This window comes from Pseudanabaena sp. UWO311 (genome assembly GCF_006937785.1).
GTDB lineage: Bacteria > Cyanobacteriota > Cyanobacteriia > Pseudanabaenales > Pseudanabaenaceae > Pseudanabaena.
Genome location: NZ_SJEE01000010.1, coordinates 125,366 through 140,876 on the forward strand (window position 1 = coordinate 125,366; position 15,511 = coordinate 140,876).

Here is a 15,511-nt window from a genome sequence, read left to right on the forward strand (position 1 = left end):
GCACAAGTACTTATTACAATTTAGGAACAATGATATTTTGATGTCCTTACTCCACAGCTCGATCGCGTTGGTATGCCCAATAGGCAAGAAAGGCAAAAGCACAACTAGTCCACAGCAGCCAAATCACATGTAGCCAGAAATAGCCATCGTTGGGCAGTCCTGCTGACCACAACACCAGTTGTCCATAGTGATAGAAAGGAGAATATGCGATCGCATCTTGAACAACTTGAGAAACTGGCAAAGGCAAACCACAGGTAAATAGGGCGATTGGAATTGCTAAGCCAGCTATAGAATCCACGCTTTTGGGATTGACTAGATAGCCTAAAGCTAAGCCAAACATTGTAAATGGAATACTACCGAGCAACAAACTGGTAAATTCTAGCGATCGCACTGCCAAGGACTGATCGATGCCAAGTTTCCAAGCCCCTAGCCCCAAGATCAGCAGTAGACTAGTCGCCGAGATCACCAACGACATCAGCACCATTGCTGACAGATATGTAAAGGGATGTAAGGGCGTAACACGCAGTAGTTTTAGCCATCCTTCGGCTCTCTCAACTGCAACCCGCTTACCCGTGCGTTCAAAGGCAATTGTCAGTAAACTCAGCCCCGCAAAGAAAATTGTCCCTAACATGCCTATACGTTCGTCAGGAGGAAATAAGGCGATCGCACTAGAAAAGAGAAAAATGCCGATTACATAGGTGGGAGTACGCAATAGTTGTAATGACTCAGACCATAGTTGCGGCAAAAAGCCTCTCAATATGCTGACATTCTCAGAGGATAAAGCTGAGGAATTTGCTACAGGAGGATTGATTTTTGGCTGTTCTAGACTCTCAAGATTATTTGCTGAAGAAGAATAGAATAAAGGCACACCACCTTTCGTCATCGCTATTTGTTTTCTCTTGGGAGCGGGAGGGTCTGGCGGTTTGACGATCGCACTTTGTCGAACTTCATGGATTCGCCCATTATCCAAAGTAATTATTCTCGTGGGGAGTTTGATTAGTTCTTTCCAATCGGCTTGATTGTTCGTCACCATCACAATAGTTTTACCTTGAGATACACAGAGACGTAGTTGCTTCCAAAAGTCGGCATATCCTTCCTCATCAAGGTTGCGTGTTGGTTCATCGAATATCATTAAATTAGGCTTTCCAGCCAAGGCTAAGGCAAATAATAGTCTCTGTTCTTGACCACCCGATAAATTTGCTGCCCAGTCTTTATGCTTTCCCGCTAAGTTCACCATATTGAGAATATCTTCCGTAGAATGTGCATCGGGATAGTAACTGCGCACAAGATCGATTAACTCTTTAACCGTCAGATTTTTAGGTGGGCTCACCTTTTGCAAAACTGCGCCTACGCGAGTCTTTGCCGATGGAAGGAAAGGCGATCGCCCCAGCAGCGTGGCTGTCCCTGTATCAGGCTTTAATAAACCGAGAATGATGTTAAGCAAGGTGGTTTTGCCTGCGCCATTTGTGCCACGCAGGACAACAAATTCTCCTTGGCGTACAGTCAAATTAATCTCTTGGAGAATGGATTTTTGTCCGAAGCGTTTAGAAATATTTTGAAGTTCGATCAAGTGCATGATTTCCGATCCAGCATTGTGAAAGACTACAGGTTCAATGCATGAACTGGCTGACAATCCAACCAACTACAAATCCCGCACCAACCGCAACCATCACAGAGGTTCCAAACGCTGTAGTTAGCACGAGTACAGTGGCTGCACTAGCTCCTAGAGCCAAGATTACAGGTACGGTGGCAACTGGTGCGATCGGATTGCAACTACTAAAACTAAAGATACAGTTGTTGCTTCCTTTGTTTGCGAACAAAAACATGGTCAGCACCAGTAAGCCAAGTAACCCAGTTACAAGAAGGCGATCTCCTGACAATGCATTCCAGCGTTCTCGTAGTCTTGATAGGACGGAAGCGCTGGAAGACTCATCAGATGAAGCAATATTTTTTGCCTGAAGTTCGGGGGAAGGGGCAGTAACTTGCGCGGGCTGGTTTTGCTGAACGACTTTACTGGTCTCAGAAATGCTGGCGTTCGGTTTGGAGGAAGACTGCATGGATATACCACGTGAGGTCGAAGTGATAACTTTTACACTTTACGAGACACTCGCAACTTTGATGAAAAATTTAACGAAAAACCACATTGCTACACCGAGGCAAGCTGTGACGATCGCAGGGGCTCCTGCTACAGCAGAGACGATCGCTATGGCTGTACCTGATGCAGTTGCGATCGCATTGGATGTGATCATGTCGCGAGGAGGATCTTGCGGTTTTGGACTGGCAAGATCATTGCGATCGTTATGTGACAACCAATTGGGAATCTGCGATCGCTGAGTAGTATGGAGTTCTTTTTGAGGATGGCACTTGGTAGGTAATGTGTCGCTCCAAGCAATGATCGGTGCACAGGAATGTTGGATTTCCCAAGTAATCCCACTTAGTAAGAACGTCCACAGCAAAAATAGAACCCAGACAATGGCTTTTGTAGCGATCGGTTGTTTAGGTAGAGATTTTGCTGGTTCTGCAATAGTCTGCATGACTTTAGGCAATGGTTGATTTGTCCCAAATCATATCTCAATGAATAACATATGACACTAATGATTTTGGGGTAGAATGAGCCTTTGTTGGTCAGGTTTGTCAGACAATGAGCGAGATAAAGAGTAATTCAATAAATTCAGCCAATCAAGTGCCCAATCAAGTGCAGTTTCTTGATGAATTTGAAGTAGTTGTCGTTGGTGCAGGACATGCAGGCTGTGAAGCCGCCCTCGCCTCGGCAAGAATGGGCTGCAAAACTTTACTCCTCACCCTCAACCTCGATCGCATTGCATGGCAACCATGTAACCCTGCCGTTGGTGGCCCTGCCAAATCACAACTCGTCCATGAAGTCGATGCCCTTGGCGGTGAAATTGGCAAGATTACCGATCGCACTTATTTACAAAAAAGGATTCTTAATAGTTCGCGTGGCCCAGCAGTTTGGGCATTGCGAGCGCAAACTGACAAGCGCGAATATGCTGCCGAAATGAAAACGGTAGTCGAGAATGAGCCGAATCTCTCCGTGCGCGAGGGAACGGTGATTAATACTTTGCTCGATGCCAATCAAGGAATTATTGGGGTCGAAACCCAGTTTGGCGTGGGTTATGGTTGCAAAGCTGTAATTTTAACAACTGGCACATTTCTCAATGGCAAAATCTGGGTGGGTAATCGCTCCATGTCCGCAGGTCGGGCTGGGGAGTTTGCAGTGGCAGGACTCACTGAGACACTAAATGCTTTGGGATTTGTTACCGATCGCCTCAAAACGGGAACCCCCGCAAGAGTCGATCGCCGAAGTGTGGACTATAGCCAAATGGAAGTCCAACCATCGGATACCGAGCATAACTGGTTCAGCTTCGATCCGAGTGCTTGGGTAGAGCGCGAACAGATGAATTGTTATTTAACGCGCACTACATCTGAAACCCATCGGATTATTCGCGAGAATCTTCATCTCACGCCCGTCTATGGTGGCTTTATCGATGCCAAGGGCCCGCGCTATTGTCCGAGCATTGAAGATAAAATTGTGCGCTTTGCTGACAAAGAGAGCCATCAAATTTTCATTGAGCCAGAGGGACGCGATATTCCTGAGCTTTATATTCAGGGCTTTTCTACGGGAATGCCTGAGAATATTCAATTGCAAATGTTGCGAACTCTCCCTGGGTTGGAGAATTGCCATATGCTTCGCGCTGCCTATGCAGTTGAATATGACTATATTCCTGCGACTCAGTGCTATCCGACCTTGATGACCAAATTAATCGAAGGGCTATTTTGTGCTGGTCAAATTAATGGAACTACGGGCTATGAAGAGGCAGCAGCACAAGGGCTAGTATCGGGTATGAATGCGGCGCTCTATGCAAAAGGGAAAGAGATGATCGTGTTACCAAGGGCTAGTAGTTATATTGGTACTTTGATAGATGATCTCTGTACAAAGGAATTGCGCGAACCTTATCGGATGCTAACTAGCCGTTCTGAATATCGCTTGATTTTGCGATCGGACAATGCCGATCGCAGACTTACGCCGATTGGACGCGAAATTGGATTAGTCGATGATCGTCGTTGGCAACTTTTTTGTGATAAGCAGGAGCGCGTTTATGCAGAGGTAAAACGCCTCAATGAAACTCGTGTGAAGGAAAAGGATGAGCTTGGGCAAAGGATTACCGCCGAAACAGGTGAAGCAATTCGTGGTGCAATTACTCTATCTGATTTGTTACGTCGTCCTAAGTTTAACTATGCGGAATTAATTCATTACGGGTTAGCCGATCCTGACTTAAATCGATTTGAGCGTCTGGCTGCGGAAATCGAAGTCAAGTATGTGGGCTATATCCAACGTCAAACACATCAAATCGAGGAGGTCGCGAAACATAGCGATCGCAAGTTACCAACTGATATTGATTACAATGCGATCGAGACTCTTTCTAAGGAATCAAGAGAGAAGTTGAGCAAGATTCGTCCGATGACGATTGGACAGGCTAGCCGTATTGGTGGGGTGAATCCTGCGGATGTGAATGCATTGCTAGTGTATTTAGAGATTCAACATCGATTGGCGGTGAAGACGAGATAATTAGTTTTAGTGAATTTTAGAATATGAGTTAAGGATAGGAAGGGTTTTGATATGACTAGTTCGGTAATGTGTCACATTTGTTGGCAGGAACAAAATAAGGTATAGTCAGCACTATTTAAGGAAAGAGAGAAAAGATGGTATTTGAAGCAGTCAAATATCCAACTTGTGGAGGAGTAGAAATCCAACGACATGGACAAATTAGTACAGGTAAAAAGCGTTACATTTGCCGCAATCCTAACTGTACGCGCAAGACATTTATTAGTGATTACACATATCAAGGATATAGTCCAGAAGTAAAACAACAAATCGCAGAGATGGCAATCAATGGTAGTGGGATCAGAGATACAAGTCGAGTATTGGGGATTAGCCCTAACACGGTAATCAAAGAGTTAAAAAAAAGGAGGAAGAAATAGAATTGATTAACTATCCTCTGCTAGAACAACTTGAGCTAGATACACTAGATGTTGACCTTTATGAGGTCGAAGAAGCAGAGATGGATGAGATGTGGAGTTTTGTTGGGAGCAAAAAACAGCAACGATGGTTATGGCACGCTATTGATCATGCGACTGGGAGGATCTTAGCTTATGTATTAGCACCACATAAAGATGAAGCCTTAGTTAAACTGGTAAACTTGTTAAAACCATTTGGAATCAAGCATTTTTTTACTGATGCTTGGGGCGGATACGAAAGAATTCTTGACCCTAACACTTACCTAATTGGCAAGCAAAATACTCGGAAAATTGAACGTAAGCATCTAACTTTACGAACTCGGATTAAGCGATTAGCCAGAAAGACCATTTGCTTCTCTAAATCCATTTTGATGCATGATATTGTCATCGGCTTGTTTATCAATAGACATGAGTTTTGCTTTCAATCCTCCTTAATCTCTCAACAAATGTGACACACCACCCCAATTATCCATCTAGTTTCTCTAACCTATGAGAAGAAAATTAAAGTTGCCTCTGATGATTTACAGCAGTATCAAGATTTCTGGCTTCCTTCCCAATTATTACCCAAATGGGATATTACGATTCTCCCTCATTGATTGGCACTTTATTTTTGCGCTAATCCCTTATGTTTTGCTGGCAACTCTTTCTTCTTCCTTTTGAGAAACAACTCTTTAGCTTTAGTTCTCTTTCTTGGCTATTTTCTGCTAGACAGTCAAAGTGTTACCTTCTTCCTCTTTGCACACTACTTTCCACTTAGTCTCTTTTTCAGCAAGCCCTAAATATGAGTTTTCGGCGTAAAGCGATCGCAGATTTACGCTTTGATCAAAGAATGAGAGGAACTGGTGCACAGGTGCATTTTGAGGTGGTTTTTTCTTTGACTTTGAGACAAAAGGGATGGAAATTAATTTACGATCCACGAATTGCGGTAGATCACTTTCCTGCTCAGCGTTTTGACGAGGATCAGCGCAATTCTTTTAATGCTCAAGCTTCGATTAATGCGGTACATAATGAGACGGTGGCACTATTAGGATATTTGCCTCCTTTACAAAGATTGGTGTTTACGATTTGGGCGATCGCGATCGGTACATCTGAAGCTTTTGGCGTGTTGCAGTGCATAAGATATTTGCCTAAAGAAGGTGACGTAGCAAGACAAAAGTTATGGGCTTCCTGGCTCGGTCGCTTACAAGGGTGGCAAACTTACAGTGCAAAGATTTCAAACAAACCCCAGTAAACCAATCACAAAAGTGTGGTGACACTTTTGTGAATTAAAGAACAAACCCCGTAAGGATTTTAAAAGCATAAAATGGCGTAGCCATTTTATGCTTTTGCATAATTTTTTAAAAAGAGCTGCTTAGCAACACTTTTTTAAAAAATTACTGTTTTGAGTTTGTTTGAGAGCTTTGCGCTCAGATTCTAGAAAGAACGAAAATATGGATACCCTTTGGGTACTCCTAATTCCTTTTCTAGTTCAAAGTTAATAATCCCCCAGCAAGGTTCTTGCTCTTCGGGGGGACTAAATTCTACGGTTAAGCCATACAAACTTTGGGTATTAGAAACAATGGACGTATTTTCAAGATAAGGTTCAACTAGTCCCATGTAGCGATGGGCAATAGTGACTTTGATCGCTCGATAACCTTGGGTATATAGGCGATCTATACTTTCATGGATTTCAAAACGAATTCCGTCAGGATGGGTATGTTGTCGATACCATTCATCGTCCCATAGTCGCCATTGGCGATCGGATTGGAGATGGACTAAATCCCTGCAATTGGGCTGGACTTCAAAGGCTCCATGTCTCGGACAAAGATATGTGTCAGTCAAAATCAGAGCCGGAATAATTTGCCGACAATGAGGACATTTAATTTCAGAGCCAAAAATCGGATATTGCTGCACCGAGGTGACTGTCCTCATGACTTATTAAAGTGTAGGAGATTCTTATGGTCGATCTTAACATGCACATCATATAGCTGAGTCCAAAAATGAGATATTGCACTTAACTCCCCCTCACATTTTTTGGGTTTTGAGCGCTAAGCATTGTAGGTCAAGAATTATTGTTTATGGTTCAGATAACACACTCTAAAAATTTGCAAACCGCTACAATTTTGAGGTCAAGTTCTAAAACCGTCAAATAAGTCAGGTTAGGATGCCAAAAGCTAACCCAAAAGCCCAGTGGGGATCAGTTTTAAATCGCGCAAACCACGTAGAAAAGTATCTTCGGTGGTTCGTTGAGTTTTGTCCAGTACCGATCGCGATGTTTGATCGCAATCTACATTACATATTAGTTAGTCAGCCTTGGGTTAAAACTTTGGGCATTCCTCGCCTTAAGCTGATTGGCACAAGTCTCTATGAATCACTGCCAAAAGCGATCGCCCACAGACATGGATTGGAGCGATGCTTAAGCGGTGGGCAAATGCATTACACGGCGGAAATTGAGATTGCAATTCGTGGAGAATCGGCTAGTAATTTCCAGTGGGACGTGCAGCCTTGGTATACCGATGATGGCTCAGCGGGTGGGATTATTGTCGCTAGCCATCCTCTAGCTGAGCCTCAGACTGCCTTGTTAAAGCAACAGTTAGCCGAAGAAATTGCTGAACGTCAATATCTTGAAGATGCTTTTACTAAAATTGGCACAGCGCTCGAAAGCGCTAATGATGCGATTTGTATTACTGATGATTCAGGGCAGCCAATTTATATCAATCTAGCCTTTAGCGATCTATTTGCCTATAGTCTGTCAGCTTTACGGAAAACGACCGATTTACGACCTCTTTTTACTGATGAGCAAACTGCTCAAGTAATCCATGCGGCAGTAATGCATGGCGGTACTTGGACAAGTGAAATAGAAATGCGCGATCGCGATCATCAGCATATTCCTATTTGCTTAAAGGTCAATCCTGTTAAAAGTCCATCTGGAGAGGTGATTGGATCAACTTATATTTGTACAAATATCCGCGATCGCAAAGCCGCAGAGGCTGAAATTAACAAAAGCTTTGCCGCGCTCGGTGCGACTCTTGAGGCAACAGCTGATGGTATTTTGGTGCTAGATGCGATCGGCAATATTATTATTTGCAATCAAAAATTTGTTGACCTTTGGCAGATTCCCGATCGCATTTTTAGATCCAATGACGACTCATATATCCTTAAGTATGTGGCTAAGCGGATTAGCTCGGCTCAATATTTGCATCAATTTGGCAAAGGATTAGAAATTGACCAGAATAGCTTTGAGATAGTCGAGTTAGATGATGGTAGAACCCTAGAATGCTATTCACAACCACAAAATGTTTTGGATAGTTGTGCAGGGAGAGTTTGGAGTTTACGCGACATTACTGAACGCCTTGCTGCTGAAGCTCTAGTCCGCGCTTCTGAAGAAAAATATCGCCTCCAAGCTGAGAAACTACAACATGCTTTGCAAGAGTTAAAAAGTACACAATCGCAATTGATTCAAGCCGAAAAAATGTCTGGTTTGGGTCAGTTAGTGGCAGGAATAGCCCATGAGATTAATAATCCTGTAAATTTTATTTATGGGAATCTTTCCTATGCTGACACCTATACATCTGAGCTATTAAGTCTTGTCGAAATTTACCGTTCGCATTATCCAGCACCTGTCGATGCAGTACAAGTAAAGCTGGAAGAAATTGATATTGATTTTCTTGCTGACGACTTTGTAAAGTTGGTTGGTTCAATTCGGATTGGTGCAGAACGAATTCAGAAGATTGTGCAATCACTAAATAAATTTTCTCGCAGTGATGAAGAAGGATGTAAATCTGTTGATATTCATGAGGGGATTGATAGCACTTTGATGATTTTGCAAAGTCGTCTGAAGGCGACTCCTCATCGTCCTGAGATTAAGATTGAAAAAAATTATGCAAATCTTCCTGAAGTGGAATGCTATGCAGGACAGCTAAATCAAGTATTTATGAATCTGCTGACTAATGCGATCGATGCGCTTGAGGAAGATGCTCAAGCAAATGGAACTTGGCAAATGGTGAATGATAAACCTCTATGGAATAGGCAAGATGGCAAAGTTTCCACAATTTTGATCCAGACCGAGATTCTTACAGATTCTGAAATCACTGATATGCAGAGGGGCGATCGCTTGGTGATCAAAATTTCTGATAATGGCAATGGAATTCCTGATGAGTTACGCAATCGCTTGTTTGACTTATTTTTCACGACTAAGCCTGTGGGTAAAGGTACGGGTTTAGGTTTATCGATCGCTTATCAGATCATTACAGAAAATCATGGCGGTAAGTTGTCCTTTATTTCGGAAATTGGTAAAGGTACAGAATTTACGATCGAGATTCCATTGAAACAATCTAATTAGGTAGGCATAAGAAAAGTTAAAAAGCAAAGGTTAAGATCGCCGACTTTTTGTAGATTTGCAAATTGTCTTTGCTTGTCTAGAAAAAGTCGGCGATCTGTTTGGTTAGAGTTGCTTGGGGCAAGTTTGACTAGATGGTACGAGAGGAACTTCTTTAAAAGAGGGAACTAAATCGAGTTTTAAGCCGATGGATGAGAAAAGATTCAGTAATGTGTTGGCAAGGATTACAAACTTAAGAAATCGTTGTAAGAAAGCGCGTCTCGATGTTTGTGGAAATAACAAGAGGTTGGCAATGATTACGAGCTTAACAAAGCGTTGGAAGGGAGTCATGGGGAAGTCCTCAAAGTTGTAAATAATGAAGTAATTTGTCTATGACTCAATTCAATCAGGTCTTCCCAATGCAGAACCCTCAAGAAACCTTCAAGATTCCTTCAAACTTGAACATCCTACTTTTAAAAAAGGGTTACAATAATCCACAGAAGAGTTATCAGCCTGACCATTCCAGCAACTCTATCTACTCTGTACACACAAGTCATAAAACCTAGCTAAGTCAACAATTAATCGCCCCCTAGCCCCCAATTCTGGGGGAACAAGAAAATAATTATAGTCTTACAAGTCCCCCAGAATTGGGGGATTTAGGGGGCTTAGATGAATCAAATCGAAGACAGAGAGACTTTGTATGACTTGGGATAATTTTTTAGATATAACGGCGGATTCCTATGGTTTGTCAGATAGACAAAAACAGGTATTTATCGCACGTTTTTCAGACGAAGGGACGAAAGATACTAATGCTCGTATTGCGAGAATACTGGAACTGTCAGAACAGGATATTGAAAGGGCTTTAAGAGAGATTTACAATCTTTTCAAAAATGATTGTCCAGAGTTAGCATCCCGTACCAGAGGGCAATCTGAGAAATTACGAAAATGGCTAAAACAAAAATATGCGGAAACACGACAAGGCTTCCCTAATCCCATCTCGGTCGTTGTTCCTGCTCTCAAGCCCGTTGCGATCGCTGCAACCCTGAATACGACACCTCCGCCTGTGGATGAATGGCAGGGACGACAGGATGAAATCAAGGAACTCCAAACTGCCCTAAACAATGAGAAAGTCCGCTTAATCGGGATGACCGCCGCAGGAGGCTATGGTAAGTCGGCTTTAGCGGTGAAATTCAAGGAGCAGTTAACCCCTAATTGGCGGGTGTTGTGGGTGAGTTTTATCCAGCCTTATCCCTTGGCGCAATTTGGGCGATGGTTATTGGAGGAGTTGGGACGAGCTTATGATGAAAAATGGGACGAGGAGACGTTAATTGGGCAGATCGTCGAAGGGTTAATCGCTGAGCCTTGTTTGTTGGTGTTGGACAATATGGAAACGGTAATACCAGCAGAAGGGAAGTCGGTTTATGGTCAATTTTTGAGCCAATGGTTAGGGAATCGGGTAAATAGTAAGCTATTGCTCACCAGTCGCGAACAGCCAGTGTTTAGCGCCAATTTGCTGCCGCGTTGTTATTGGTTAGCTCTAAAGGGGTTAGCCGAAGCCGATGCGATGCGTTTGGTGACGGAAGACTATGGATTAACGGGAACGCAGCAGGAATTAGCCCATTTTGTAAACCGAATGGATCGGCATCCTCTCTTGATGCAACTGGTATCGAGTTGGATGCGGGAGGAGTTGGGGGAAGGGGTTGGTGTGACGGAGGCGGAAAATTTGGGCTTAGATTTGTTTACGGTGGAGGGTTATCACCGTGATACGGAAACATGTGTCAGGGAAGTGGTAGCGGCGAGTTTGGCGCGATTGTCGGCAAGGTTAGGGGATATTTTAAAGCGGTTATCGGTATTGCGAGGGATTTTTGATCTAGGGTTAGCTCAGGGGTTAACTGCCGAGGTAACGGATGCAGACTTACGGTATTTAGCCCGTTTGTCGTTGTTGCAGGAGTTTCCTCCCGAACCCAAAGAGAGAAAACCGCGACGGTTTCAGTTTTTGCCTTTAATTTCGATGGTGGTGCAACAGCAAGCGGATTCTGAGTTGTTGCGATCGGCGCATCAGGCTGCGTTGGATTGTTTTTTGGCACATTTACCCGCGCCACCTTGGGAATCCTTGGAGGATTTGACGGCGTATTTAGAGGGGTTTTACCATGCAGGGGAATTGGGAGAATGGCAGTTAGCTTTTGATATTTTGAATGAGGAGCGAGGGGGAGAAGGGAAAAATAAATCGGTTGATGATTTTTTGGATTTTCAAGGGTTTTATCGTCAGCAAGCGCAGTTATATGAGCAGGTGATCGCAGGGAGCCAACGGAAACAAGATTGTTATCGCAAATCGTTAAACCGTCTGGGTATTTGTTATGATTCCTTGGGGCAGTATGAAAAAGCGATCGCCTATCACCAGCAATCTCTCGACATCAGTGAAGAAATCGGCAATCGGCAAGGGGTGGCAATTTCTCTAGGTAATTTAGGCAATTGTTATGATTCCTTGGGGCAGTATGAAAAAGCGATCGCCTATCAACAGCAATCTCTCGACATCAATGAAGAAATTGGCGATCGGCAAGGGCTGGCAAGATCTCTAGGTAATTTAGGCAATTGTTATAAAAACTTGGGGCAGTATGAAAAAGCAATCACCCATCACCAGCAATCTCTCGAAATCAAAGAAGAAATCGGCAATCGGCAAGGGGTGGCAATTTCTCTAGGCAATTTAGGCAATTGTTATGATTCTTTGGGACAGCATGAAAAAGCGATCGCCCACCACCAGCAATATCACGACATCAGTGAAGAAATCGGCTTTCGGCAAGGAGTAGCAATTTCTCTAGGCAATTTAGGCAATTGTTATAATTTCTTGGGGCAGTATGAAAAAGCAATCGCCTATCAACAGCAATCTCTCGAAATCAAAGAAGAAATCGGCGATCGGGAAGGGGTAGTAATTTCTTTACATAATATAGGGGAGACGTTGCTCAAACTGGAAAACTACAGCGAAGCAGAAACCAAAATTCAAGAATCCTTAGTTATTTCCCAAGAGATTAACTTTAAATATGCAATCGCTGAAAATTTAAAAGCCCTTGCTGCGATCGCCCATCAAACCAATCAACCCCAACTCGCCCTCACCCATTGCCAAGCCGCCCTCTCCCTCTCCCAAGAACTTGGCATTCCCTTAGTCAAAGACTGCGAAGAACTCCTAGCAAAAATTCAGGATGACTTAGGAGAATAACTGATGTTACGTGGAGCGATCGCTCCATCAGGCGATCATTCTGTAGGGGCAAAGCATTGCCACGAAAATCTATAAATTTTCAGATAATTTTGATTTGGCAATGCTTTGCCCAAACCTCGCAACGCAGGGACAAGTTATCGATGAAAGCACAAAGGGTTGAGCATTTGCATTTCAAGATGATTGTGGGGAGTATAAAAATAGTGGCGCAAATGCTCAACCCCTACAAGTTTGTGTTTATAGGGCTTTGAGGGCGCGAATAATTCGCCATCAAACCAATCAACCCAACTGTATAATTAATGATTAAATTGCATAGATCCATCAGACAAGCGAGGAGCCTATAAGATTATGTCATCTGATATTCAAGGCAGCAAAAATGTTGCGATCGCCTTTGGTTTGATAGCAGCAGGACTATTGACAATAGGAGTTTATCAAGGCAATCGATGGATCATTGGAGGTAGCATTGGTTTGGGAGCATTTACAGGGTTAGCTTGGATCGGAATCCTTGATGATGAAAAACAGCAAATACAGAAACTGCATGTCGCTCTAGATCTAGCACGTTTAGAAGAAAAGCCTTTTAGCGCCAAATTCTTTGCAGGAATGTCCAATATTGACATCGAAACGGCTGAAAAATTTCTCAATAAAGAAGTCGCTGCTAATGGTATTAACAGTAAAGATGTGGATATGGAAGATGGCACAGTGGTGTATATCTTTCCCATCTCTCAAAATCGCAGAGCTGAATTGGAGATATTGAAAGCCAAGAGAGAAGAAGAGGCTGCAATTTTGCGAAAAGCTGAAGCTAGACAAAAGCGAAAGGAAGAATTGAAAGCGCTTAATCTATCAGAACTAGATCACGAACATCTAGAAAAACTCAGTGAAGAAGACCGTCAGCTTGTACTAGAGGCAAAAGCTGAACAAGATACTGAAAAGACTGTTTCTAATACTGTGGCTATTGGTACTGCGGCAGTGGGTTTAGCTGTATTGTCCATGTTCCTCGGAGGAGATTGAGAATATTGATGATTTCTATAGGAAGTAGGTAGGTATCTGAGGATAAAAGGCAATGATGTAAGCTAAAGCTAGATTTTAAGAAATATAAATTATGCGATCGCAATGGGAATGTTTACTGCAAAACCTTGGCTGTTGGCAAGGTTCATTTAGCCGATTATCCAAAAGTGGTGAAATTTTAGAAGATATTCCTAGCGAAACTAGTCTGGAACTTAAGGAAGATAATCAAACTGTGCGTCAAGTTGTTCGTCGTTTTTATGACGGTCAGCCACAGGACTTAGTTTTGGAATATCGCACTCTCAATCGAAGCACCACTTTTTTTGAGAATGGAGCTTTTTCGCAAGGAGCGTTGCAATTTGCACCCTATACAGAATTTGGTGCTGAGCTGGGCTTGATTTATGGCGATCGTCGATTGCGTGTGGTTCTGCTCTATGACAAAGCTAGCCAACTCGATCGCGTTACCTTCATTCGCGAACATTTACCCCATAGCACCACACCCGAACGTCCAGCTTTGGCTCTAAATGATTTGCTAGGCAAATGGGAAGGTGAAGCAATTACGATCGCATCAGATTGGCTAGAGCCAGAGTCCATGTCAACAGTTACCGAATGGAAACAAGAAGGCGATCGCGTGATTATGACTTTACAAATGCAAACACCGATGGGAGCGAAGACAATCACTTCAATCGCAAGGATTGATCCTCATAACTCTCAAATATTGAACTTTGAGCAAGACAATTTGTCGATCCAAACCTTGTTCTTACCTGATGGTGCGTCGATAACTTGTCCCGTTGCGATCGCGACACGCCAGCCATTTCGTCTAGCTATTTCATGGTTACTCGAACCAAATCTCCATCAGCGCATGATTCGCGCCTATGACCATCGAGGGGGATGGGCGAGCCTTACTCTGGTGACAGAGCGCAAAGTGGGGTAGTCTGAGTAAGATTTACTTTGCAAATTATTACTACTTTCTCAGTCGAAACTATATGGCAAATACAAGTCGTAACCTTCTGATTAAGCGCATTATTATCATGCTGCTTTGTCTAGCACTTTTTATTGGCGCATTCTCGGGGGCACTCTATTTTTATCAGAGCGATGGCACTCAGCGATCGGCTAATCATACCTTTGGAGATGATAAAGAACCAAATCGGATCAACGTTGCTGTTACTATGCTAGGAGTTGATCCGATTAAATCCGAGATAAGTCTTAGGTTTGCACCGATTCCTGAAGGAACATACGTTAAAGATGCACGCCTCACTAAAGACCTAAAATTCTTTACAGGTATCGAAAGTGGTAAAGCTGAAGTTACACTTGAAAAAAATCGCATTCCTGATACTGTGACAGGCTCCTTATCTATAGCTAGTGGTAGGGTTAGCGACTATCCTTTTGATGTTCACAAATCAGACTTCTACCTCTTTTTCACTAATCCTAAAGATGAGAAAGAAGAAATTCCCATGTCAGTTGATTTCTTTGGAGCAATCTCTGGCTATAACATTGATGTCGATTACATTCCCAAAGCTGAATTTGAGTCTACTGACAGTTATATTGGCTTGAGAGTAACTGTATCGCGATCGGTAATCACCAAGTCTTTCGCTATCTTCTTAATGATTTCAATGTGGATGATTGGTTTAGTGATATTTACGATGATCATGGTCGTAGTTTTGCAACCACGTCCAACTGAATTTGGGATGTTTACGCTGATTGCGGGTATGTTATTTGCCCTGCCTGCAGTACGAAACCTTCAACCAGGCGTTCCTCCCCTTGGCGGTTTGTCAGACTTTCTCTCGTTTTTCTGGGCAGAGTCACTTGTGGCAATTTCGTTGCCAATTCTTTTCTTCGTATGGCTAACACGCTATAAAAAGCCTAGTTAGTAACTATTCTCTATCGGCAATTCCTGAAAACTGGTTGATAATTACGAATTACGAATTACGAATTATCAACCCCCAATCCCCAATCCCCAATCC

Annotated in this window: 12 protein-coding genes and 1 pseudogene; 9 read left to right on the forward strand and 4 right to left on the reverse strand. The window is 43.0% G+C overall.

Going from position 1 to position 15,511, the window contains the following annotated elements; all coding sequences use genetic code 11:
- Positions 1 to 46: 46 nt before the first annotated feature.
- From PseudUWO311_RS10215 to PseudUWO311_RS10225, 3 genes are read right to left on the reverse strand one after another with little or no spacing between them, the layout of a single operon-like run.
- Complete coding sequence (locus tag PseudUWO311_RS10215; protein ID WP_142655146.1) at positions 47 to 1,633, reverse strand: ABC transporter ATP-binding protein/permease; 1,587 nt, start codon at positions 1,631 to 1,633, stop codon at positions 47 to 49.
- Positions 1,611 to 2,057, reverse strand: a complete 447-nt coding sequence (locus PseudUWO311_RS10220; protein WP_142655147.1) for a hypothetical protein — start codon at positions 2,055 to 2,057, stop codon at positions 1,611 to 1,613. The genes PseudUWO311_RS10215 and PseudUWO311_RS10220 overlap by 23 nt, the downstream gene beginning before the upstream one ends.
- Positions 2,058 to 2,096: 39 nt before the next feature.
- A complete protein-coding gene (locus PseudUWO311_RS10225; protein WP_142655148.1) occupies positions 2,097 to 2,534 on the reverse strand; it encodes a hypothetical protein in 438 nt (145 codons plus the stop codon).
- 107 nt (positions 2,535 to 2,641) lie between these two features.
- Here PseudUWO311_RS10225 and mnmG point away from each other — a divergent pair, with 107 nt between their 5' ends.
- From mnmG to PseudUWO311_RS10240, 4 genes and pseudogenes are all read left to right on the forward strand, one after another.
- Complete coding sequence (mnmG, locus tag PseudUWO311_RS10230) at positions 2,642 to 4,588, forward strand: tRNA uridine-5-carboxymethylaminomethyl(34) synthesis enzyme MnmG (protein WP_223807524.1); 1,947 nt, start codon at positions 2,642 to 2,644, stop codon at positions 4,586 to 4,588.
- Between the two features lie 134 nt (positions 4,589 to 4,722).
- Positions 4,723 to 5,001, forward strand: coding sequence for an IS1-like element transposase (locus PseudUWO311_RS24860; protein WP_411729677.1), 279 nt, complete (start codon positions 4,723 to 4,725; stop codon positions 4,999 to 5,001).
- A gap of 2 nt (positions 5,002 to 5,003) precedes the next feature.
- On the forward strand, positions 5,004 to 5,489 hold the full coding sequence (locus PseudUWO311_RS24865) for an IS1 family transposase (RefSeq protein ID WP_411729679.1): 486 nt from the start codon (positions 5,004 to 5,006) through the stop codon (positions 5,487 to 5,489).
- Positions 5,490 to 5,806: 317 nt separating this feature from the next.
- Positions 5,807 to 6,268: pseudogene (locus PseudUWO311_RS10240) on the forward strand (glycosyltransferase family 2 protein); the annotation flags it as partial.
- Positions 6,269 to 6,450: 182 nt separating this feature from the next.
- Here PseudUWO311_RS10240 and PseudUWO311_RS10245 read toward each other — a convergent pair.
- Positions 6,451 to 6,948, reverse strand: coding sequence for a TIGR02652 family protein (locus PseudUWO311_RS10245; protein ID WP_142655149.1), 498 nt, complete (start codon positions 6,946 to 6,948; stop codon positions 6,451 to 6,453).
- A gap of 232 nt (positions 6,949 to 7,180) precedes the next feature.
- Here PseudUWO311_RS10245 and PseudUWO311_RS10250 point away from each other — a divergent pair, with 232 nt between their 5' ends.
- The 5 genes from PseudUWO311_RS10250 (at position 7,181) to PseudUWO311_RS10270 (ending at position 15,418) form a co-directional block, all read left to right on the forward strand.
- A complete protein-coding gene (locus tag PseudUWO311_RS10250) occupies positions 7,181 to 9,358 on the forward strand; it encodes an ATP-binding protein (RefSeq protein ID WP_142655150.1) in 2,178 nt (725 codons plus the stop codon).
- 676 nt (positions 9,359 to 10,034) lie between these two features.
- Positions 10,035 to 12,548, forward strand: coding sequence for a tetratricopeptide repeat protein (locus PseudUWO311_RS10255; RefSeq protein WP_142655151.1), 2,514 nt, complete (start codon positions 10,035 to 10,037; stop codon positions 12,546 to 12,548).
- 345 nt (positions 12,549 to 12,893) lie between these two features.
- Positions 12,894 to 13,553: a hypothetical protein gene (locus tag PseudUWO311_RS10260; protein ID WP_142655152.1), complete on the forward strand. Its 660-nt coding sequence runs from the start codon at positions 12,894 to 12,896 to the stop codon at positions 13,551 to 13,553.
- A gap of 91 nt (positions 13,554 to 13,644) precedes the next feature.
- A complete protein-coding gene (locus PseudUWO311_RS10265) occupies positions 13,645 to 14,481 on the forward strand; it encodes a DUF3598 family protein (RefSeq protein WP_142655153.1) in 837 nt (278 codons plus the stop codon).
- A gap of 52 nt (positions 14,482 to 14,533) precedes the next feature.
- The gene (locus PseudUWO311_RS10270; RefSeq protein ID WP_142655154.1) at positions 14,534 to 15,418 is read left to right on the forward strand and encodes a DUF4436 family protein; all 885 of its coding nucleotides are present in this window, start codon (positions 14,534 to 14,536) and stop codon (positions 15,416 to 15,418) included.
- The last annotated feature ends 93 nt before the right edge of the window (positions 15,419 to 15,511 follow it).

Coding starts and splice junctions, on each gene's coding strand:
- PseudUWO311_RS10250 (WP_142655150.1), top strand. CDS start 7,181: ATGCCAAAAGCTAACCCAAAAGCCCAGTGGGGATCAGTTTTAAATCGC.
- PseudUWO311_RS10255 (WP_142655151.1), top strand. CDS start 10,035: ATGACTTGGGATAATTTTTTAGATATAACGGCGGATTCCTATGGTTTG.
- mnmG (WP_223807524.1), top strand. CDS start 2,642: ATGAGCGAGATAAAGAGTAATTCAATAAATTCAGCCAATCAAGTGCCC.
- PseudUWO311_RS10270 (WP_142655154.1), top strand. CDS start 14,534: ATGGCAAATACAAGTCGTAACCTTCTGATTAAGCGCATTATTATCATG.
- PseudUWO311_RS10260 (WP_142655152.1), top strand. CDS start 12,894: ATGTCATCTGATATTCAAGGCAGCAAAAATGTTGCGATCGCCTTTGGT.
- PseudUWO311_RS10245 (WP_142655149.1), bottom strand. CDS start 6,948: ATGAGGACAGTCACCTCGGTGCAGCAATATCCGATTTTTGGCTCTGAA.
- PseudUWO311_RS10225 (WP_142655148.1), bottom strand. CDS start 2,534: ATGCAGACTATTGCAGAACCAGCAAAATCTCTACCTAAACAACCGATC.
- PseudUWO311_RS10265 (WP_142655153.1), top strand. CDS start 13,645: ATGCGATCGCAATGGGAATGTTTACTGCAAAACCTTGGCTGTTGGCAA.
- PseudUWO311_RS10220 (WP_142655147.1), bottom strand. CDS start 2,057: ATGCAGTCTTCCTCCAAACCGAACGCCAGCATTTCTGAGACCAGTAAA.
- PseudUWO311_RS24860 (WP_411729677.1), top strand. CDS start 4,723: ATGGTATTTGAAGCAGTCAAATATCCAACTTGTGGAGGAGTAGAAATC.